This window comes from Chachezhania antarctica, assembly GCF_003646465.1.
Lineage (GTDB): Bacteria > Pseudomonadota > Alphaproteobacteria > Rhodobacterales > Rhodobacteraceae > Chachezhania > Chachezhania antarctica.
Genome location: NZ_QZEX01000001.1, coordinates 229797 through 249642 on the forward strand (window position 1 = coordinate 229797; position 19846 = coordinate 249642).

22 protein-coding genes are annotated in these 19846 nt (G+C 66.1%); 5 read left to right on the forward strand and 17 right to left on the reverse strand.

Annotated features, from left to right (window positions below; genetic code table 11):
- Window positions 1–10: 10 nt before the first annotated feature.
- Entirely contained in the window at window positions 11–991 is a 981-nt protein-coding gene (locus D4754_RS01130; protein WP_121060793.1) for a L,D-transpeptidase, read from the reverse strand.
- Between the two features lie 171 nt (window positions 992–1162).
- On the opposite strand from D4754_RS01130, the gene D4754_RS01135 reads away from it, so the two are divergent.
- The gene (locus tag D4754_RS01135) at window positions 1163–1771 is read left to right on the forward strand and encodes a lysozyme inhibitor LprI family protein (RefSeq protein ID WP_121060795.1); all 609 of its coding nucleotides are present in this window, start codon (window positions 1163–1165) and stop codon (window positions 1769–1771) included.
- Between the two features lie 25 nt (window positions 1772–1796).
- Here D4754_RS01135 and D4754_RS01140 read toward each other — a convergent pair whose 3' ends face one another.
- From D4754_RS01140 to D4754_RS01165, 6 genes are all read right to left on the reverse strand, one after another.
- On the reverse strand, window positions 1797–2606 hold the full coding sequence (locus D4754_RS01140; protein ID WP_121060797.1) for a carbohydrate ABC transporter permease: 810 nt from the start codon (window positions 2604–2606) through the stop codon (window positions 1797–1799).
- Window positions 2603–3508 (reverse strand): carbohydrate ABC transporter permease, encoded by a 906-nt coding sequence (locus D4754_RS01145; protein ID WP_121060799.1) that lies wholly within the window; start codon window positions 3506–3508, stop codon window positions 2603–2605. The genes D4754_RS01140 and D4754_RS01145 overlap by 4 nt, the downstream gene beginning before the upstream one ends.
- A 55-nt stretch (window positions 3509–3563) precedes the next feature.
- A complete protein-coding gene (locus D4754_RS01150) occupies window positions 3564–4826 on the reverse strand; it encodes an ABC transporter substrate-binding protein (RefSeq protein ID WP_121060801.1) in 1263 nt (420 codons plus the stop codon).
- A 2-nt stretch (window positions 4827–4828) separates the two neighbouring features.
- Window positions 4829–5905, reverse strand: a complete 1077-nt coding sequence (locus D4754_RS01155) for an ABC transporter ATP-binding protein (RefSeq protein ID WP_121060802.1) — start codon at window positions 5903–5905, stop codon at window positions 4829–4831.
- Window positions 5898–6668 (reverse strand): DeoR/GlpR family DNA-binding transcription regulator, encoded by a 771-nt coding sequence (locus D4754_RS01160; protein ID WP_121060803.1) that lies wholly within the window; start codon window positions 6666–6668, stop codon window positions 5898–5900. The genes D4754_RS01155 and D4754_RS01160 overlap by 8 nt, the downstream gene beginning before the upstream one ends.
- Window positions 6669–6783: 115 nt before the next feature.
- On the reverse strand, window positions 6784–7215 hold the full coding sequence (locus tag D4754_RS01165; protein ID WP_121060804.1) for a group III truncated hemoglobin: 432 nt from the start codon (window positions 7213–7215) through the stop codon (window positions 6784–6786).
- Between the two features lie 219 nt (window positions 7216–7434).
- Between D4754_RS01165 and D4754_RS24535 the strand changes: the two genes are divergently transcribed.
- On the forward strand, window positions 7435–8604 hold the full coding sequence (locus D4754_RS24535) for a P-loop NTPase (protein ID WP_121060806.1): 1170 nt from the start codon (window positions 7435–7437) through the stop codon (window positions 8602–8604).
- Window positions 8597–9580 (forward strand): NifU family protein, encoded by a 984-nt coding sequence (locus D4754_RS01175; protein ID WP_121060808.1) that lies wholly within the window; start codon window positions 8597–8599, stop codon window positions 9578–9580. Before D4754_RS24535 ends, D4754_RS01175 begins: the two co-directional genes overlap by 8 nt.
- Before the next feature lie 68 nt (window positions 9581–9648).
- Here the strand turns inward: D4754_RS01175 and D4754_RS01180 are convergent, their stop codons facing one another.
- Window positions 9649–10623: a zinc-binding metallopeptidase family protein gene (locus D4754_RS01180; protein ID WP_240453708.1), complete on the reverse strand. Its 975-nt coding sequence runs from the start codon at window positions 10621–10623 to the stop codon at window positions 9649–9651.
- A gap of 150 nt (window positions 10624–10773) precedes the next feature.
- Window positions 10774–11073, reverse strand: a complete 300-nt coding sequence (locus D4754_RS24310; RefSeq protein WP_240453747.1) for a hypothetical protein — start codon at window positions 11071–11073, stop codon at window positions 10774–10776.
- Here D4754_RS24310 and D4754_RS01185 point away from each other — a divergent pair.
- Both D4754_RS01185 and D4754_RS24315 read left to right on the forward strand, forming a co-directional pair.
- The gene (locus tag D4754_RS01185) at window positions 10955–11359 is read left to right on the forward strand and encodes an RNA polymerase sigma factor (protein WP_240453709.1); all 405 of its coding nucleotides are present in this window, start codon (window positions 10955–10957) and stop codon (window positions 11357–11359) included. The two genes, D4754_RS24310 and D4754_RS01185, sit on opposite strands and share 119 nt — an antisense overlap.
- Complete coding sequence (locus D4754_RS24315) at window positions 11244–12464, forward strand: serine hydrolase domain-containing protein (protein WP_240453737.1); 1221 nt, start codon at window positions 11244–11246, stop codon at window positions 12462–12464. The genes D4754_RS01185 and D4754_RS24315 overlap by 116 nt, the downstream gene beginning before the upstream one ends.
- Window positions 12465–12491: 27 nt before the next feature.
- Here D4754_RS24315 and D4754_RS01195 read toward each other — a convergent pair whose 3' ends face one another.
- The 8 genes from D4754_RS01195 to thiC form a co-directional block, all read right to left on the reverse strand.
- A complete protein-coding gene (locus D4754_RS01195) occupies window positions 12492–13661 on the reverse strand; it encodes a BaiN/RdsA family NAD(P)/FAD-dependent oxidoreductase (protein WP_121060816.1) in 1170 nt (389 codons plus the stop codon).
- Between the two features lie 114 nt (window positions 13662–13775).
- Window positions 13776–14522 carry a bifunctional hydroxymethylpyrimidine kinase/phosphomethylpyrimidine kinase gene (thiD, locus tag D4754_RS01200; protein WP_121060818.1) on the reverse strand — a complete coding sequence of 249 codons (747 nt, stop codon included), beginning with the start codon at window positions 14520–14522 and terminating at the stop codon, window positions 13776–13778.
- Window positions 14519–15487, reverse strand: a complete 969-nt coding sequence (locus D4754_RS01205) for a HesA/MoeB/ThiF family protein (RefSeq protein WP_121060820.1) — start codon at window positions 15485–15487, stop codon at window positions 14519–14521. The genes thiD and D4754_RS01205 overlap by 4 nt, the downstream gene beginning before the upstream one ends.
- A complete protein-coding gene (locus tag D4754_RS01210) occupies window positions 15484–16077 on the reverse strand; it encodes a thiamine phosphate synthase (RefSeq protein WP_121060822.1) in 594 nt (197 codons plus the stop codon). The genes D4754_RS01205 and D4754_RS01210 overlap by 4 nt, the downstream gene beginning before the upstream one ends.
- Window positions 16077–16844, reverse strand: a complete 768-nt coding sequence (locus D4754_RS01215) for a thiazole synthase (protein WP_121060824.1) — start codon at window positions 16842–16844, stop codon at window positions 16077–16079. The genes D4754_RS01210 and D4754_RS01215 overlap by 1 nt, the downstream gene beginning before the upstream one ends.
- A 1-nt stretch (window position 16845) precedes the next feature.
- Window positions 16846–17043: a sulfur carrier protein ThiS gene (thiS, locus tag D4754_RS01220; protein ID WP_121060826.1), complete on the reverse strand. Its 198-nt coding sequence runs from the start codon at window positions 17041–17043 to the stop codon at window positions 16846–16848.
- Window positions 17012–17980 carry an FAD-dependent oxidoreductase gene (locus D4754_RS01225; RefSeq protein ID WP_121060828.1) on the reverse strand — a complete coding sequence of 323 codons (969 nt, stop codon included), beginning with the start codon at window positions 17978–17980 and terminating at the stop codon, window positions 17012–17014. The genes thiS and D4754_RS01225 overlap by 32 nt, the downstream gene beginning before the upstream one ends.
- Window positions 17977–19773, reverse strand: a complete 1797-nt coding sequence (gene thiC, locus D4754_RS01230; RefSeq protein ID WP_121060830.1) for a phosphomethylpyrimidine synthase ThiC — start codon at window positions 19771–19773, stop codon at window positions 17977–17979. The genes D4754_RS01225 and thiC overlap by 4 nt, the downstream gene beginning before the upstream one ends.
- Window positions 19774–19846 lie beyond the last annotated feature (73 nt).

A 19846-nucleotide genomic window follows, 5' to 3' on the forward strand; every position in this document is an offset into this window, starting at 1 on the left:
GTCTCCGACATCAGGACATGATCACGAAATCGCGGCCCGACCGGCGGTCGGGATGCAGCGGCAGGTCGGTGAAGATGAAGATCATCCCCGGATGGCTGTGCTCGGATATCACCGCGGCAAAGTCGGGATCGGTGCGGACGCGGGTCAGATCGTGCTCGGCCCCGGCCCTGTCGCCATCATAGGTCAGCGCCTCCCACTTCATGCCGCGTTCCTCGCTGTCGGGACCGTGCAGGATGTAGACATGCGGGCCCAGCGGCTTTCCGTCCCAGATCAGCGGGCCATCGGCGACCTCGCGGTCGTTCTCGATGATCACGATCCGTTCGTCATGGGACGACGCGATGACCGACGTGATCGGATAGGCATCTTCCAGCGCCCAGTCCGACGGGTGCTTTCGCGGTTCCAGCGTCGCCAGAACGTTCTCGAATTCGGTCTCGCTGTACTCGCTCAGGATGAAGCCCGGATGCACGACATTGTCGGGGGCCGAGCCCTTGGCCGCGATGATCACCGGCGTGCCCAGGTGGGTGATTTCGAACAGCCGTTTCGAAAACGCCAGCGGAAGGCGCACGCAGCCATGGCTGGCCGGATAGCCCGGCAGATTCCCGGCATGAAGCGCGATGCCGCCCCAGGTCAGCCGGTTCATGTTGGGCATCGGCGCGTTGTTGTAGGTGGACGAGCGGTGATCGGCATCCTTCTGCAACACGACGAAGACACCTGTCGGCGTCTCGTGCCCCGGCTTGCCGCTGGAACAGGTGGACACCGCGATGCGCACGCCATTGCGGTAGACATGCACCTTCTGTTCATCCAGCGACACGATCACCGACACGGGCCCGTCGGGCTGCCGTTCCGGGTGCCACGTGAATTCACCCGGCTTCAGCGCATGCACCTCCTTGTAGACATGCTGCCCCGGCAATGGCCCCGCCAGCATCGCCAGCCCGCCTGCGGCCGCCAGTGCTCCGAATTCCCGGCGTCCAAGCTTTCGACCGACTGTCATGCTGCACCTCTCCCCATTGTGTCCCGTTACCGGAATCCTAGTGCGAATACCGCAGGTGGGAAAGGGCTGACACACCAAAGGATTCTCGCTTTGGTTGACGCGGAGAGGTCATCGGGAATGACAAGCCCGTGCCTCGTGCTATTCTGCGGGAAACATCGACGGAGCCATGCCATGACCCCAAGATCCCTGTTCGCCATTGTCGCAATGGTCATGGCGCCCGTCGCCGTTGCAGCGCAGGACGGCCCGGCCTTCGATTGCGCCAAGGCCGAAAGCTCGGCCGAGAAGCTGATCTGCACCGATCCGGAGCTAGCCGCGCTCGACCGCCGTCTGGCCCGGCATTTCGAGCAGGCGGTCGCCGTGGCGCAGGGGCTGGATGCCGGCACCGACAAGGCCGTGGCGAACCTGCGCGCCTACCAAAGGGGCTGGATATCGGGCCGCGACGAGTGCTGGAAAGCCTCTGACCTGCGCAGCTGTGTGGAGATGGAGTACCTTGGCCGCGACGCAACCCTAGTGGCCGAGTTCATGCTGGAAGAGCCCACGGCGGTCACCGAATTCTTCTGCGACCCGGCGCCGATGTCCCTAACCGTCTACCAGTTCGCAACCGAACTGCCCGGTCTGCGGGTCGAGGTCGGGGATCGCGTCGAGGTGGGTGCGCAGGTTGCCCCCGATGCGCCCGGCGCATTCTACCTGCGGCAGGCGGGCGGGTTCACGTTCACCGATAGCGGCGGAGTCCTGCACGACGCCTATGGCACGGAGACCGAGTGCCGGGTCGCTGGCTGACCGCCAACGCCAGAGCTGAGACCTGTCACTTGATCCCGGCGCGCAGGAAGGCCTGAACGAACCGGCGCTGGAAGATCAGGAACAGGATCAGTAGCGGCGCGATGGTCATCACGGTGGCGGCCGAAATGACCGAGATGTTCACCCCGTTCTCCGGCGCGGCGAAGATCGACAGGCCCACAGTCAGCGGGCGCGTGGTGTCGGAATTCGTCACGATCAGCGGCCACAGGAAGTTGTTCCAGTGGGTCGAGACCGACACCAGCGCATAGGCCAGGTACGTGGGCCGAGCCGCCGGCACGAAGACCCGCCACAAAACGCCCAGCGTGCTGCAGCCTTCGACGCGGGCGGCTTCGTCCAGCTCCTTCGGGACCGACCGGAAGGTCTGCCGCATGAGGAAGATCCCGAAGGCCGACGCCATGTAGGGCGCGCCGATGCCGAGGATGCTGTCCAGAAGCCCCAGCCGCGCGGCCATGGCGTAGTTTTCGACGATCAGGACTTCGGGCAGGATGAACAGCTGCAGCAGAACCAGCAGGAACAGCGTGTCCTTGTAGGGGATCTCGATCTGGGCGAAGGCGAAGCCCGCCAGCGTGCACAGGATGAACTGCCCGATCAGCACGATCGTCACCAGCAGGAAGGTGTTCAGGAAATACCGCAGCCACGGTGCGCCATCCCAGGCGGTGGCGAAGTTCTCCATCGTCCATGGCGCGGTCAGGTTGAAGTTGATCGCATCGCTGACATTGTGGAACGCGGCCCAGAACGCGAACAGCAGCGGCGCGATCCAGATCAGCGCGACAAGGATCGCCAGCGCGGCTTCGGCATAGGTGGTCAAGCGGGTCATCGGTAATGCGTCCTGCGGTCTAGCACCAGGAATTGCAACGCGGCGCCTGCGCCAAGGATGATCAGCATCAGCACCGTCATCGCCGCCGCTGCCGGCGTGTCGAAGAAGGCAAAGGCGTTTTCCCAGACGTAGTAGAGGATCAGCTTCGAACTGTCCGACGGCCCGCCCTTCGTCAGGATGAACAGGTGATCGATCAGCTTGACCGAGTTGATCAGCGCGTTGACCAGAACGAAGATCGTCGTCGGCATCAGAAGCGGCAGCACGATCCGGCGCAGGTAGGTCCACCGGCTGGCGCCTTCGATGCGGGCGGCCTCGCGCAGGTCTTCGGGGATGGTCTGCAGCGCGGCGAGGTAGAAGATCATGTAGAACCCGGATTCCTTCCAGATCGTCACCACGCATAGGGCCCAAAGCGCGGTTTCCGGCTGGCCCAGCCAGTTGACCGAGGGCGCACCGAACAGCGCGCCGATCTGGTCCAGCACGCCGAAGCCCGGCGTGTAGAAGAACAGCCACAGGTTGGCGGCGGCGATCATGGGCAGCACGGTGGGCGTGAAATACGCCGTGCGCACGAAGGCGCGGGCGGGGATCTTGGAATTGGCCCAGAGCGCCATCGTCAGCGCCAGGATGATCGAGATCGGGATCGTCACGCCGGCATAGAACAGGTTGTTCACGGCCACTTCGCGGAAAGTCGGATCGTCGAACAGGCGGGTGTAGTTCTCCGCGCCCACGAATTCTGCCGGGTTGCGCCGCGTCCCGCGCGACCAGAGAGAGGCCCAGAGCGTCGCAATGGACGGGTAGAAGGCGAAGGTCGTCAGCATGATCAGGGCGGGCGACAGCAGAAGCCAGCCGTGGATCGTCCGGCGGCGGCGTTCCGTGTGGCGTTGATCTGTGGTGCTGACAGCCATGATGGCCCCTTTCAGGTCGGGTGCGCCGGGGTCGTCCGGCGCACCCGGTTGGTGCTTAGCGGTAGGCGGAAAGCTGACGCTCGGCCGCTTCCTGCGCTTCGGAAAGCGCTTCTTCCGGGGTCTTGGTACCGGTCAGGGCCGACTGGATCGCGTTGTTCAGACCTTCACGGACGCGGGCTGTCTCGAAGGTCGAGAACTCGGCCACGGCATGCTCAAGCTGATCGCGCGCCACCAGTGCGGGGGCGAACTCCTCGGTGTAGGCCTGCAGCTTTTCGGTTTCATACGCGGCGGGGGAGACGCCCATGTAGCCGGTCTGGATTGACCATTCGGCGGCCTGCTCGGGCGAGGTCATGAACTTGATCAATTCGAGCGAAGCTTCGCGCTCGGCCTCCGTCGCGTCCTTGAAGATGTAGAAGTTTCCGCCGCCGGTGGGCGAACCCAGGCGTTCGTTGCCCGGCAGCATGGCGACACCGAAATCGAACTCGGCCGCGTCCTTCACGGCGGTCAGGTTGCCGGTGGAATGCCACATCATCGCGGTTTCGCCTTCAAGGAACGCCTGGCGCAGCGTGCCCCATTCGACGGTGCCTTCGGGCATGATGCCGTGTTCCGTCGACAGCGACTTCCAGAACTCCAGCGTCTCGACGACTTCGGGATCATCGAAGTTGGTGCTGAGCCCGTCATCCGACATCAGTTCCTTGCCGTTCTGGATCGCGAGCGCCTGGAACATCCAGTAGGGATAGCCCGTCGACGGGATCATGATGCCGTACTGGTCGTCATTGGTCAGGGCCTTGCCCATTTCGACCAGTTCGTCCCACGAGGTGGGCGCCTTTTCGGGGTCCAGCCCGGCTTCGCGGAACATGTCCTTGTTGTAGTAGGCGACGATGGTCGACCGCTGGAACGGGATGCCCCATGTCTTGCCTTCGATCTGACCGTTGGCCATCAGCGCGGGGTAGAAGCTTTCCAGCCACTCTTCGTCGCCTTCGCCCACGACATCGTCGAAGGGAACGATCATGTCCTGTTCGATCAGGTCATAGGCGTCGATGGAAAACATGACGGCCAGCTGTGCCGGATCGCCGGAGTTCAGCGCGGCGAGCGCCTTGATGCGGGTGTCGTCGTAGTTGCCGGCATAGATCGCCTCGACCGAGATGTCGGGGTTCTGCTCTTCGAACTCGGCAACCATGCCGTCGACGACCTTGGTAAGGGGTCCACCCACGGCGATGGGGTAATACATGGTCAGGTTGACCTGTTCGGCGGCGGCGGGGGCTACCAGCGCGGAACCTGCAAGCAGGGCGGCGGCAACAGTCAGGGTGCGGGTCATGGTCAGTCCTTTGAAGTAGTGACGGTGAAGGTATCGGGGGCCTTGTGGCCATCACGGGGCGCAGCCTTTGCGCCCTCGCGATCCGGGGTGGCATCCGCGGCGAAGCGGACACGGTGTTCGTGGGGCAGACGCAGGCCGATCCGCGATCCGGGCGGCAGCGTGACGTGGCCGTCCAGAAGCAGGGCCAGCCCTTCGGCGGACGGCAGATCGAACAGAACCTGCGTGCGGCCGCCAAGGTATTCCGTCTCGACGATCTCGGCGGTCAGGTCCGGGTTTGCGTCGTCGCGTTCGATGGCCTCGATCCGGATGCCGATCCTGCCCGGGGCTTCGCCCAGCGCTTCGGCGTCGATCAGGGCCATGGGCGGTTCGCCCACGAACCGCGCGACGAAGGGCGTGGCGGGATGGTGATACAGATCCTCGGGCGATCCTACCTGTTCCGCCTTGCCATCGCGCATCAGGACGATGGTGTCGGCAAGGCTCATCGCTTCGGACTGGTCGTGGGTCACGTAGACCACCGTCAGCCCCAGCCGCGTCTGCAAGGCCTTGATGTCGCGACGCACCGAATGGCGCAGCCGCGCGTCGAGGTTCGACAGCGGTTCGTCCATCAGGCACAGGGGCCGTTCGGAGACCACCGCGCGGGCCAGCGCCACGCGCTGCCGCTGCCCGCCCGACAAGGCGCCGGGCTTGCGGCGTTCCAGCCCCTGCAGCCCCGTCATCTCCAGCGCGCGGGCGAGCGATGCGTTGCGTTCGGCCCGGCTCACACGGCGGACCTTCATGCCGAACAGGATGTTTTCGGCCACGTCCAGATGCGGGAACAACGCGTAGGACTGGAACACCATCGACAGGTTGCGTTCGGCGGGGGCGAGATGGGTGACATCACGGCCGTCGATCTCGATCCGGCCAGATTCCGGCGTCTCCAGCCCGGCCAGCAGCCGCAGCAGCGTGGACTTTCCACAGCCCGACGGGCCAAGCACGGCAACGAAACCGCCCTGCGGCACGGACAGCGACACGTCGCTGACCCCGCCGGCGCCGTCCCATTGCCGGGTGACATTGTCGATGCGCAGGAAAGGATCAGCCATGGATCGGCTCCTCGGCAAGGATCAGTTTGTCCGCGAGCGGTTCCAGCAGAGGCGCGAAACGCGGGTCCGGACGGCGGTCGATCACGATGTGATCGGCATCCTCCAGCCGTCCGCCCACGGCGACGGCCCCGCGGCCGAATTTCGTCCGGTCCGCGACAAGGATCGACGTCCGCGCGCAGGACCGTATCCGTTCGCGGACGCGGACTTCGCTTTCGTGGAAGTCCAGCAGGCTGCCGTCATCGTCTATGCCACCCACGCCGTAGATCCCGAAATCGGCGCGGTAGGCCGAGAAGAAATCGGTGATCTCCTCGCCCACGAAATCGCGGTCGGGCAGGCGCACTTCGCCGCCCGGCAGGATGATCCGCGCGCCTTCGGCGTCCGACAGGGCGACGGCCGCGTTCAGGTTGTTGGTGACAAGCGTCAGGTCGCGGCGATGCGCCAGCGCCCCTGCGACCAGTGCCGGGGTCGAGCCGATGGAGAGGAACACCGTCGCCCCGTCCGGTACGATTTCCGCGGCGGCGGCGGCGATCGCCAGCTTCGCCTCGTAGTTCAGAACCGCCCGCGTCGCGTAGGGCAGGTTCGTCGGCGGGTCGATGTATTCGGCCCCACCATGCAGGCGCCGCAACAGGGAGTCGCTGCACAGGCCGTTGATATCGCGCCGGATCGTGTGCGCAGAGACTCCCAGCGAAATCGCCAGCGCATCGACGGCCACTCGACCATCGCGCCGGGCGATATCCAGAATCTGCGCTTTCCTGTCTGTCATGCTCGAATCGCCTTTCGTTGCGCTCAAATGAGCACGGCGACTTGACGTTCGAGCGACGTTAGCGTGACGGTTTCATAACAATGAGCATCCGGACACGTCCGTTCCGGGCCACGCCTCAGCGCAGGACCGGGACGGCATCCGGGGCGGACTGGGCATTGGCGACCGCCATGCGCAGCGATTGGGCAATGCGTTCGGCCCGTTCAATGACAAGCTCTGCACCCGCCGGGGAACAGACCTCGTGCGCGGTTTCGCGGAACAGCGTCAGCCATCGGTCGAAATGGGCCTCTCCGATTGGCAGAGGCATGTGCTTGGGCACAGGGCGCCCGTGATAGCGGCCTGTCATCAGCGCGACCGAGGACCAGAAGGCGACCATGCGGTCCAGATGCGGGTCCCAGTCGTCGATGCGGTCGGCAAAGATCGGACCCAGCATCGGGTCGCGGCGGACCTTGTCGTAGAAGCCGTGCACAAGTTCACGCAGCACGTCTTCGTCAAGGCCGGTTTCGGCCGTGATCGCGGCGGTCACCTCTGGGCGGGCGGAGTCGGTCATGGCGGACCTCGGGGGGCGTTCACTTGTGATATGGCTTACGACTGCAGTTCCCGACGGTCCACCCTTGTCGTCATTGAAACGCCTTCCCATCGCGTGACGAAAACGCGTGGCCGGCAAGGAAACATGGCCCGACACCTTGTCGGAACGCCGGACAGATGACATCTCGGAAACGCAGACCTTCGACATGATATCCGCAACACGGACTGAAAGGCCAAGCCCATGACCAGCGACAGCACCGATCCCACCGGCCCCCGCCGCATGATCGCCGTCAGCAGCGGCAAGGGCGGTGTCGGGAAATCGACCGTGACCGTGAACCTTGCGGTGGCGCTGGCCCGGTCCGGGCTGAAGGTGGGCATCGTCGATGCCGACATTTACGGGCCGTCCGTCCCCGGCATGCTGGGCATTCCCGGCAACGCCCCGCCCGCGATGGGCCCCGACAAGCGCGTGGTCCCGCCCGAGGCGCACGGGGTCAAGGTGATCTCGATGGCGATGCTGACGGATGACGACCAGCCGTCGATCCTGCGCGGCCCGATGGTCACCAAGTACCTGCGCATGTTCGTCAGCCAGGTCGCATGGGGCGAACTTGACGTCCTGCTGCTGGACCTGCCGCCGGGCACGGGGGATATCCAGCTGACGCTGGCGCAATCCTTCCCGCTGACGGGCGCCATCGTCGTCAGCACTCCGCAGGACGTGAGCCTGAAGATCGCCCGCCGCGGGGTGCGGATGATGGAGCAGGTCGAGGTGCCGATCCTTGGCGTGGTCGAGAACATGAGCGGCTTCACCTGCCCGTCCTGCGGCGAGGTCACCCACATCTTCCACCAGGGCGGCGGAGAGTCGATCGCTGGCGATCTGGGCGTGCCGTTCCTTGGCCGCGTGCCTCTGGACCCGGCCGTGGTGGACAGCGGCGATGATGGCGTGCCGCTGGTCGTGTCGCATCCCGACAGCCCCGCCGCGCAGGCCTACCTGGCCATCGCGCAGGTGATGGCCGACGGGCAGGCCGGCAGTGGCGGTATCGCCCTTCCCTTCGACTGGACCATCGAAACCGGCAAGGGCCAGCCCGCGCCGGTCCCGGCGTCGGGCGATGCCGACATGCCCTGCGCGCTGGATCTGGACGCGGCCGGGCTTTCGATCCTGTGGGGCGATGGCACCCGGCACGTGATCCCTTCGCGCGATCTGCGGATCGCCTGCCAGTGCGCCGCCTGCCGGGACGAGATGTCGGGCGCGCGGCTTCTTGATCCTGCCGCCGTTCCGCTGGCCATCGCGCCGACGCGGATCTGGTCCATCGGCAACTACGGCATCGGTGTGGCCTTCAGCGACGGGCATTCCAGCGGGATCTACACGTTCAAGGCCCTGCGCGGGATGGAGGGGGCCGAAACCGAAGATGTCTGACACCGGCACCCGCCTGCGGATCCGCGCGCAACCCTCGCCGCGCGATCCCGATACGCTGCGCTTCCTGCTAGACGCGCCGGTGCAGGCGCATGCCGCCGCAGTGTTTGACCGGGATGGTGACGCCGATGCCCCGCTGGCGCGCGCGCTTCTGGCCATCGCCGCCGTGCAGCGGGTTGAGGTCGAGGGCGAAAGCATCCATGTCCGCAAGGCGGCGGATGCAAGGTGGGAGGATCTGAAAGCCCCCATAGCGGCCGCGATCCGCGAGGTCATGACCGGGTCGGAGCCGCCTTTGGGCGAACAGAAGATCGAAGACGGCGATGCGCGGATGCTGGCGGCGGTGCGCGATCTGCTCGACACCCGGATCAACCCGTCCATCTCCAGCCATGGCGGACACATAACGGCGGAACGGGTCAAGGACGGCACGGTCTACCTGCACATGTCCGGCGGCTGCCAGGGCTGCGCCGCGTCGCAACTGACGCTGCGCGGCGGCGTCGAGCGGGTGCTCCGGGGCGCCCTGCCCGATCTTCAGGGCATCGTCGACGTGACGGACCACGATTCCGGGGCGGCCCCGTTCCATGCGAAACTGCCCGCACGGCAGACTGCCGCGATCTCTCCCGTCGCGGAACCGGACACGCCCTTGGCGCCGCGCCTTCGCAGTTACCTGGAATCGCTTCCGTCCGACGATTCCGTGGTCGGCTACGGCACGCTGACCCGCGACATGGGGTTCACGGAGCCCGGCTCCATCCGCCTCGTGACCGACGCTCTGGAAGAAACGATGCACGAAGACGCCGCCGCCGGACGGCCCTTCATCGCCGCCCGCGCCGTCAGCCGTGCGGGCAACGGATTGCCGGGAAAGGGCTTCTTCGACCTTGCCTGCCACCTTTCGCGCGGACCCACGCCGGGCGAATCCGACCGCGAATTCCACGCCCGAGAAATCGTCCGGCTGTCGAGCCCGGCGAAGGGTGCGGCTTCCTGACGGGGACGTCCCCAAGGCAAGGCGCCAACACCGCAGATCGCCACTGGCCGTAGAACCCGGGGTTCCTGTTACTCGGCGTCAGAAAAGACCGGGTTCGGTCCGCGGCGCAGCCATTCGTGCACGAAATCCAGCTTCTTGCGCGAGATGTCGGACAGAACGAACGGATACAGATCCTGCAGGCCCATCGACCGGTTCACCTGGTTGATGCCCACGGCGATCCCGGCCGCGATGCCGATCATCTCCTGCGTGTCGGATTCGTAGTACGGGTTCCATTCCTGCGCCGGGACATCCGGCGACTGAAGGCCGGCGGCAAGGAAGCTGTCGGTCAGATCGACGAGATGCAGAAGGTGCGCCGTGGTTTCGGCCCAGTCCTCGTGCGGGTGGGCCGAGGCGTAGGAGGTCAGGAACCTCTCCTGCCAGTCCTCGGGCGCACCGTCGCCATAGTGCTTTTCCAGCGCCTTGCCGTAATCCGCGCGTTCGTCGCCAAAGAGCTTCCGGAACGCCTTGATGAACTTGGGCTCGATGCTGAGCCGCCACCACAACATGTGCGCGATCTCGTGGCGCATGTGGCCGATCATCGTCCGGTAGCGTTCCGACAGCGCCTCGCGCCGTTCGGCACGGACCACGGGGTCCGATTCCTCGATGCTGATGGTGACCACGCCTTCGGCATGGCCCATGACCACCGGCTTTTCGCCTTCGGCCAGCATGTGGAAGATCGGGTCGGGCCCGGTATCGATGGGGCTGAACCACTCCCACGTCCTGAGGTTGGCGAGCACCCAGCGCTTCGATGTCTCGGCCTGTGCCCAGTTGGCGACAGCGTCCGGCATCGACGGGTCCGGCGACATGGCCGTCATCGCACAGGATTTACACATCGCGCCCTCTTCGGGCGCGGTCCAGTTGCACCCGATCAGGGCGCGGTTGGCACAGAAGACAGCATCGGTGACAAAGGCGCGCGACCCGGGATCGTAGGCGACGTCGACGCCTTCGGGAGAGGTCATGTTGTCAAAGAAGAGGCTGCCGGTGCCGGCGGGGTTTGGGAACATTTGCATATCGCCCCCACACTACCGCGGCCGCGAGCGGCAGTCGAGCGGGGGTTGATGCAGACTCGGATCGCGACGCGCGGAAAGCAGCCGGTGAAGATGCCGAAACGCATGCCCGATGACACGGAGACCACGGGGCGTGTGATCCATGCTTCAGGTTATGGCGAGGTCGTCGTGGCGCCCTGTGCCTGGATCGGCCGGATCCGGTTCCGTTCCCTCGTTGACTCGCCGCGCTCCGCGCTTATGGCAATCGAAGCTCAGCGGGGCACCCGACAGGTCCGGGCTCTTCAGGGTCGGCGCGCCGTGGTCGTTCGCGGCCACGCCGATAGGGGTGGTGTTGCCGGCACAGGAGTCCAGCCGGTCGCCGCCCGCGGCAACTCGATACACGAGATGCCCGGCCGGTATCTTCCACCACGCCGTCGAAGAGCTTTCCTGCGACCAGATCGCCGACATCGAGGGCATTCCGGTGGGCACCGTCAAGACCCGCACCCATCACGCGAAGAAGGCCCTGCTGGACCATCTGGGCGCGCGCACCCGTCAGGAAAAACAGCTTTCTTTGACAGCCCGCATGGCTTCGCCCATTACTTCCCCCGAAGGTTTTTGGGGAGACAGACGTGAAAAACATTTTTGGTTCCATTGGCCGTCAGGTGTCGCTGCCGACACTGGCCGCGCTGGCATTTGCCCTTGGCGCACAGGTTGCAGCAGCGGATCTGGCTGCGGATGTGCAGTCCGACCTTGAAACCTACCTGGAAGAGCGCACCGAGATCGAAGGCAATTCCGGCGCATCGATCTTCGTCAGCCTTGGCCATGAGGGGCCCGAATTCTCGGTCTTCGCCGGCACGACGGAAATCAGTGGCGAGACCCCGGTGACGGACTCGTCGCTGTTCCAGATCGGCAGCAACACCAAGGGCTTTACGGGCGCGCTGATCCTTGCGCTGGAAGCCCAGGGCAAGCTTTCCATCGACGACACCATCGGCGACTGGTTGCCGCAGTATCCCGCGTGGAAGGACGTGACCATCGCCCAGCTGCTGCACATGATCAGCGGCATTCCGACCTATTCGGAAACCGTCCCGATGAACGATGCTTTCGTCAACACGCCCGACCGCGATTTCACCTTCGACGAACTCGTCGCCATGGCCTATCCCAGCGCCACGGTCGATCTGCCGCCCAACAGTGGATACTTCTATTCCAACACCAACTACATCCTTGCCGGCATGATCGCCGAAAAGGCATCCGGCATGTCCTACAAGGACGCCGTCGAAACGCTGCTGTTCGAACCGGCCGGGCTGACCGACACGTATTATTCCGACACCGCCTATACCGGCGAGGTGCTGGAACGGATGACGAGCGGCTATTTCAACAACCCGGCCTGCACGCTCTACGATCCCGATTGCGAGGTAAGCCAGCTTGCGCCGATCATCGGCCGGGACATCAAGGCCGACAGCGTCAGCTGGGCCGGACCTGCCGGCGCCATCGTGGGAAGCCCGCAGGAACTGGCCACCTGGATCCGCGCCCTGTTCGACGGGAAGGTCCTGCCCGAGGCGCAGATGAAGGAATTCCTGCGCCCGGTGTCGATGAAGACGGGGGAATACATCGACGACGTCACCGAAGACGATCCCAGCGCCTTCACGCTGGGCATCGTCCGGACCACTGGCCAGGGGATCGAGCCGTCGTACTTCTACCTTGGCATGACGCTGGGGTTCCGGATGGTGTTCTTCTATTCGCCCGAACATGACGTGCTGGTGGCGGGCGCCACAAACAGCCAGCCACCCGACGGCGAGGAGCAATTCACGCCGTTGGTGGTCAGCGTATACCAACGCGCGATAGAAGAAGCCGGCAAATAGGCTTGCCCGCGCGGCCGGGGGAGCGTTTCACGCCTTTCCGGCCGCAATGGCTTGGCCCGCGGCCACGGCCGATGACCACGCCCACTGGAAATTGTATCCGCCCAGCCAGCCGGTGACATCCACCGCCTCACCAATGGCATAGAGCCCCGGCACCTTCGCCGCTTCCATCGTTCGCGACGACAGATCACGTGTCGAAATTCCCCCGGCCGTGACCTCGGCCTTGGCATAGCCTTCGGTGCCCGTGGGGTGAAAGACCAGCCCGGTCAGGATCAACGCGGCGCGATCCAGTTCGGCGTCGGGCGTGTTGCCCAGTTCGCGCTTGAACCCGATGCGGGCGGCCAGCACATCGGCCAGCCGGGTCGGCAGCATCTCTGTCAGCGCAGCTTTCAGATGCGAACGTGGCATCCGGCGCCGGGCGTCGCGCAGCGCCGCGCCTGCATCCGGCACAAGGTTCAGCGACACCGGATCGCCAGGCGACCAGTAGGACGATACCTGGAGTATCGCAGGGCCGGACAGGCCACGATGGGTGAAAAGCGCTGCCTCGCGGAAAGATGCCGCACCGGTCTGCGCCGTGACGGGGCAGGAGACGCCGGCAATGTCGCGGAAGGCCTGATCGTCGGGGCCCAGCGTCATCGGCACGAGCGCGGGGCGCGGGGTGACAACGTCCAGCCCGAACTGACGGGCGATGTCGTAGGCCACGCCGGTCGCGCCCATCTTGGGGATCGACGGGCCGCCGGTGGCGATGACAAGGTTCGGAGCCGATGCGCCTGCAACATGGTAGCGCCCGTCGCGGTGGGCGATCTCGCCCAGTTCTGTCGAAAGCCGTACCTCGACCCCGCCCCTTGCGCATTCGTCCAGCAGCATTGCCACGATCTGCCGGGCCGAGCCGTCGCAGAACAGCTGCCCAAGGGTCTTTTCGTGCCAGGCGATGCCGTGGCGATCCACCATGGCGATGAAATCCCACTGGGTGTAGCGGGACAGCGCGGACTTGGCGAAATGCGGGTTCTCGGACAGGTAGCAATCGGCGCCCGCGTCCATGTTGGTGAAATTGCACCGTCCGCCGCCGGAAATCAGGATCTTCTTGCCCGCCTTGGCCGCGTGATCCAGCACCAGAACCCGCGCGCCCGCCTGCCCAGCCGTGGCCGCCGCCATCAACCCGGCCCCGCCGGCCCCCAGAACGATCGCATCATAGTCCATGCACGCCTACTAAGCCGCCGCGCCGCCCGCGAAAAGGGGCGCAGTGGCTGCCGGTTCAAGCAGATCACGGTTGGGGGCCCGAACAGTGACGGGAATGCCGGCGCCGCGGGGGCGTCATACTTGGCCATCCGCATCCGCCATCCAGGCTTGAACGTGGGCCTTGGCGTTCCGGCAGGCATCGGACAGATCGTTGCCCTGCGCCAGATAGCAGGCAATCGCCGTGGACAGGGTACAGCCCGTTCCGCGTTTCGCAACGAGCAAGCGGGGGGCGGCAAAGACCTCGCCCCCCGGGAACAAATGGTCCTGCGCCATGTCGCCCGTGCTGTGACCGCCCTTGATCAGCACCGCCCGGCATCCCAGCGCCAGCAAGGCGTCGGCCTGTGCCGCGATGCCGGGAAAGCTGGCAGCGACGGGGAGCCCGGAAAGCTCCGCCGCCTCGGCCAGGTTGGGCGTCACGATATCGGCCAGGGTCAGCATGTCCCAGATGGATCCAGATCGCGACCGCCCCTCGTTGCCGGACAGGAGCCCGCCGCCGGAACTCGCCCGCAGCACCGGGTCCATCACGATGGGCACGCCCCGCCCGGCAAGGCTACCCGCCACGGCCCGGGCGATCTCCGGCGTGCCCAGCATGCCGATCTTCACGGCACGCGGCGGGCGGTCGGCGAAGGCGGCATCGATCTGGGCGGTGACGAGGTCGGGCGGCATGGCGTGGATGGCAGCGACCGCGGCATCGGTCTGGACGGTCACCGCCGTGACCGCGGGCTTGACGGCAAGACGCAGCGCGCGCGCCGTGGCAATGTCGCGGGTCATCCCCGCGCCGCCGCTACTGTCGGTCCCCGCGATGACAAGGATGGAGGTCATCCCGACGCCTTCGCGGCGATCAGGGCGAGGTCGGGAAAACCCCGCGTCGCCAGCAATTCGGCCCCGCGCCATGCGCGCAGCCCCGTGGTGCAGCACAGGACCGTCCGGCCATGGCTCGTCGGCAGGTCCGGCAGGGCCTCCGGTGTCAAGCGAATGGCCTGCGGGGCGGCAGGAACGGGTGCCTCGATGGCGTCGCGCAGGTCGATGACACGGTCGTCGGGCCGCAGCATCGTCGCCTCGACAAAGGGAATCGCGCGGGGCGGCTCGGCCTCGCCATGGAAGGTGAACCCGCCCAGGTGGAACCGCGCCAGATCGACCGTGATCATGCGACCAAGCGGCGACGGGTCCAGCCCAAGGATCCAGTGCAGCGCCAGTTGCGCCTGCAGCGCGCCGATCATACCGACGGCCGGGCCCATCACGCCCGACGTCGCGCAGGTGGCCCCAGATGCGGGAAGGTCGGGGAAAACGGCCCGCAGCGACGGCGCCCCGCCGCAGAACCCGCCGGCATAGCCTGTGCGCCCCAGCACACTGGCGGCGATCAGCGGCACACCCGCCGCCGCAAGGCAAGTGTCGGACAGGATGTAGGACACGGCATAGCTGTCGGCGGCGTCGATCACGATATCGGCTTCGGCCACGATGGAAGGGGCATTGGCCGGGCTCAGCGGCGCGACATGGGCCGAGACACCGACACCGGGGTTGATCGCCAGCACACGGTCCCGCGCCGCCTGCGCCTTGGGGCGCCCGATATCGGCCATCGTATAGAGCGGCTGTCGGTGGAGGTTGCTTTCCTCCACGTGGTCCGGATCGAACAGTGTGATCCGCCCCACCCCTGCCCCCGCGAGGTATTGCAGGACCGGACAACCCAGCCCCCCGGCGCCGATCACGGCGACATGGGCGCGAGCGATTTTAGCCTGACCCGTCTCCCCGATTTCCGGCAAGGCGATCTGGCGGTCATAGCGGGTCATGAAGCGCAGACCTTCAGCCATTCGCGGGTGCGGGCCTCGGGGTCTTCCGCCTTCAGGATGTCCGTCACCACCGCCGCACTGTCGGCCCCGGCGGCAAAGACGCCCGGAACGCGTTCCGGCGTCAGCCCACCGATGGCCACCAAGGGCGTGTCGCCTACCCGGTGCTTCCAGTCCGTCACGCGGTCCAGCCCCTGCGGATCCCACTTCATCTTCTTCAAGAGCGTCGGATAGACCGGCCCCAGTGCGATGTAGGCCGGATCGTGGGACAGGGCGCGGTCAAGCTCGGCATCGTCATGGGTCGACAGGCCCACGCGGATACCGGCCCGGCGCAGGGCGGTGAAATCGGCAGTGTCCATGTCCTCCTGTCCCAGATGAACGAAGGAACAGCCCAGGTCGAGCGCCGCTTCCCAGTAGTCGTTCACCACCAGCTGCGCACCGTAGACCGCGCAGAAGTCCCGCGCGCGGGCGATCTGGCGGCGGATCTCTGCCTCTGGCTGGTCCTTGATGCGCAGCTGCACCAGCTTCACGCCTACGGGGACCAGCAGTTCCAGTTCCCCCACGTGGCCGACGATCAGGTAGAAGCGTTCCATCAGGCCAGCTCCGCCAGTCCAAGGACGGGGGTCGACGGCGCCGCCAGATCCCGGCGGTCCATCGGGTCGGCGTTGAAGCCTTGCCGCCCAGCCTCGATGGCCATGGCCATTGCGCGCGCCATGCCCACCGGATCCCCGGCCTTGGCGACGGCGGTGTTGAGCAACACGGCATCCATCCCAAGCTCCATCGCTTGCGCCGCATCGGACGGGCGCCCGATCCCGGCATCGACGATCAGCGGCACGCCCGGGAAATGCGCCCGCATCGACCGCAGAGCATCCGGGTTCTGAAGGCCCCGCCCCGATCCGATGGGCGCGCCCCAGGGCATCAGGACTTCGCATCCGGCCTCCAGCAGCCGTTCGCCCACGACCAGATCGTCGGTCGTGTAGGGGAAGACCTTGAAGCCATCGGCGGACAGCACGCGCGCCGCTTCGACCAACCCGAAAACATCCGGTTGCAGCGTGTCGGCGTGGCCGATGACCTCCAGCTTGATCCAGTCGGTGCCGAAAACCTCGCGCGCCATGTGGGCTGTCGTCACCGCCTCCTTCACGGAATGGCAGCCGGCGGTGTTGGGCAGGACGCGCACGTTCAGGTCGCGCAGCGTGTCCCAGAAACCGGAGCCCGAGCCATCCGCTGCCTCGCGCCGGAGCGAGACGGTCACGATGCCCGCGCCGCTTTCGCGGATGGCATATTGCAGGATCGCGGGCGACGGGTACTGCGCCGTGCCCAGAAGCAGGCGCGACGGGATCTGTTGATCGTAAAGCTGCATCTCAACCTCCCTGCATGGGGGCGAGCACTTCAAGCCGGTCGCCGTCGGTCAGCCGCGTCGTGTCCCGCGCGGTGCGGGGGATGAAATCGCCGTTCAGCGCCGTGGCGATGGCCGGGCCGGTGAAGCCCAGTTCGGCCAGCGCGGCGTGCAGCGTGGGGGCCGAAACCTCATGCGGTTCGGCGTTGACGATGATCTTCATGGGAGTTCTCCGGAAACAGGTGCTGCGCAAGCCGGGTGGCCATGGCGGGGGCCAGAAGGAAACCGTGACGGTAGAGGCCGTTCAGATGCCATGTGCCGCCCACGTGGGTCAGGCGCGGCAGGTTGTCGGGAAAGGCAGGCCGCAGCCCGGCGCCGGTTTCGGTCACCGAGGCTTCGGCGAAGGCGGGATGCAGCGCGAAGGCGGCCGAAAAGAGTTCGTTCAGCGACCGCAACGTCGGCGGGCGGGCAGAGCTGCTTTCGACCATCGTGGCCCCGATCATGTAGAGCCCGTCGCCCCGCGGGACGAGGTAGACCGGGATGCGCGGGTGCAGCAGCCGGATCGTGCGGGTGATCGCGACGCCGGGGCAGTGCAGATAGGCCATCTCACCCCGTACCGGCCGCAGATCAGACTGCGGCGAGGCGATGCCGGTGCAGTCGATATCCACGTCATCCGACGCTTGGGTGCCAAGGCGGATTTCGCCGCCCAGACCTTCGATTGCCTGCGCCAGATCTGTCAGAGCCTGACGTGGGTTCAGGTGGGCCTCATCGCCGAAGAAAAGCCCCTGTTCGAAGCGCCCGGCCAGATCGGGTTCCAAACTACCGATCTCGGCCCCCGTCACCGCGCGATGCTGCGTGGTGCGGCGGGCAAAGCGCGACAGCTCGGCCCGGTCCCGGCGGGGGGCCAGAACCAGCGTGCCGCGGCGGGTGACTTGGGTGATCGCCTCCCACCAGTCCGCGGACATGGCGCCGAGGGTGATCACCTCCTCCTCGGCGCTTTCGCGTTCGCACCAGGGTGCCAGCATGCCGCCCGCATGGCGCGCGACGCCGCCGGGCGCGTCGGACCGTTCGTACAGAACCACCTTCGCGCCCCGGCGGGCCAGTTCGTACCCGCAGGCGAGCCCGGCAAGGCCCGCCCCGGCGATACGGAGGGGTTTCATTCCTCGGGTTCCGATGCCGGCATGTAAAGCGCGCCGCCCTCGCGGTACTTGGCGGCCATCGCCTCCATGCCTTCCTTCTGCGCCTCGGCCCGGATGTCGTGGCTGATCCGCATCGAGCAGAACTTGGGCCCGCACATCGAACAGAAATGCGCGACCTTGTGGGCCTCTTTCGGCAGGGTCTGGTCGTGGAAATCCCGAGCGGTGTCGGGATCGAGCGACAGGTTGAACTGGTCCTCCCAGCGGAATTCGAACCGCGCGCGGGACAGCGCATCGTCGCGCGCCTGCGCGCCCGGCAGACCCTTGGCCAGGTCGGCGGCATGGGCCGCGATCTTGTAGGTGATCACGCCGGTTTTCACGTCGTCGCGGTCGGGCAGGCCCAGATGCTCCTTGGGCGTCACGTAGCAGAGCATCGCGCAGCCGAACCAGCCGATCATCGCAGCCCCGATGCCGGACGTAATGTGATCGTATCCCGGCGCGATATCGGTGGTCAGGGGGCCAAGCGTGTAGAACGGCGCCTCATGGCAGCACTCCAGCTGCTTGTCCATGTTCTCCTTGATCTTGTGCATGGCGACGTGGCCGGGGCCTTCGATCATCACCTGGCAATCCTTGGCCCAGGCGACCTTGGTCAGCTCGCCCAGCGTTTCCAGCTCGGCGAACTGCGCTTCGTCATTGGCGTCGGCGATCGATCCGGGCCGCAGCCCGTCGCCCAGCGAGAAGCTGACATCGTAGGCGCGGCAGATATCGCAGATCTCGTCGAAATGGTCGTAGAGGAAGCTTTCGCGGTGATGATGCAGGCACCACTTGGCCATGATCGATCCGCCGCGGGAGACGATGCCTGTCACCCGGTCCACCGTCATCGGCACCATGTGCAGCCGCACGCCGGCGTGGATGGTAAAGTAATCCACCCCCTGTTCGGCCTGTTCGATCAGCGTGTCGCGGAAGACCTCCCACGTCAGGTCCTCGGCCACGCCGTTCACCTTTTCCAGCGCCTGGTAGATCGGGACGGTTCCGATGGGAACGGGGCTGTTCCTGAGGATCCATTCGCGGGTGTTGTGGATGTTTCGGCCCGTTGACAGGTCCATCACCGTGTCCGCACCCCAGCGGATCGACCAGACCATCTTGTCGACCTCCTCCTCCATGGAGGACGTCACGGCAGAGGTGCCCATGTTCGCGTTCACCTTCACAAGGAAGTTCCGCCCGATGATCATCGGTTCGGCTTCCGGGTGGTTGATATTGGCGGGGATGATGGCGCGCCCGGCAGCGATTTCATCGCGGACGAACTCGGGCGTCACCCGGTCGGGAATGTTGGCGCCCCAGTCGTTGCCATCGCGGGGGCCGGTCACCTCGCGCTGCTGGTTTTCGCGGATGGCGACATATTCCATTTCCGGCGTGACGATCCCCGCGCGGGCATAGGCCAGCTGCGTGACCGCCTGCCCGTTCTTCGCGCGCAAGGGGCGCGGGCGGACGGGGAATTCCGGCGTCAGCCTTTCGCCTTCGACGAACCCGTTATCGGCGGCCGTCACATCGCGCCCGTCATAGGCTTCGACATCGCCGCGCGCCAAGGTCCAGTCCCGTCGCAGCGGGTGCAGGCCTTCGCGGATGTCGGTCAGGATGTCGGGGTCGGTATAGGCCCCCGAGCTGTCGTAGACGGTGACGGGCGGTTCGCCCGCCGTGGGATGAACCGAGATCTCGCGCATCGGCACGCGCACGTCGGGGTGCAGCTGGCCTTCGACATAGATCTTGCGCGAGGCCGGCAGACCTCCGGTGGTGATCTTCGGATTGGGGACGTTCATGGCGGTGCTCCTCAAGCATACACTCAAAAAGACACCAGAAGAGTTTTGGCCGGGAAACCGCGGGTGCCGGGGC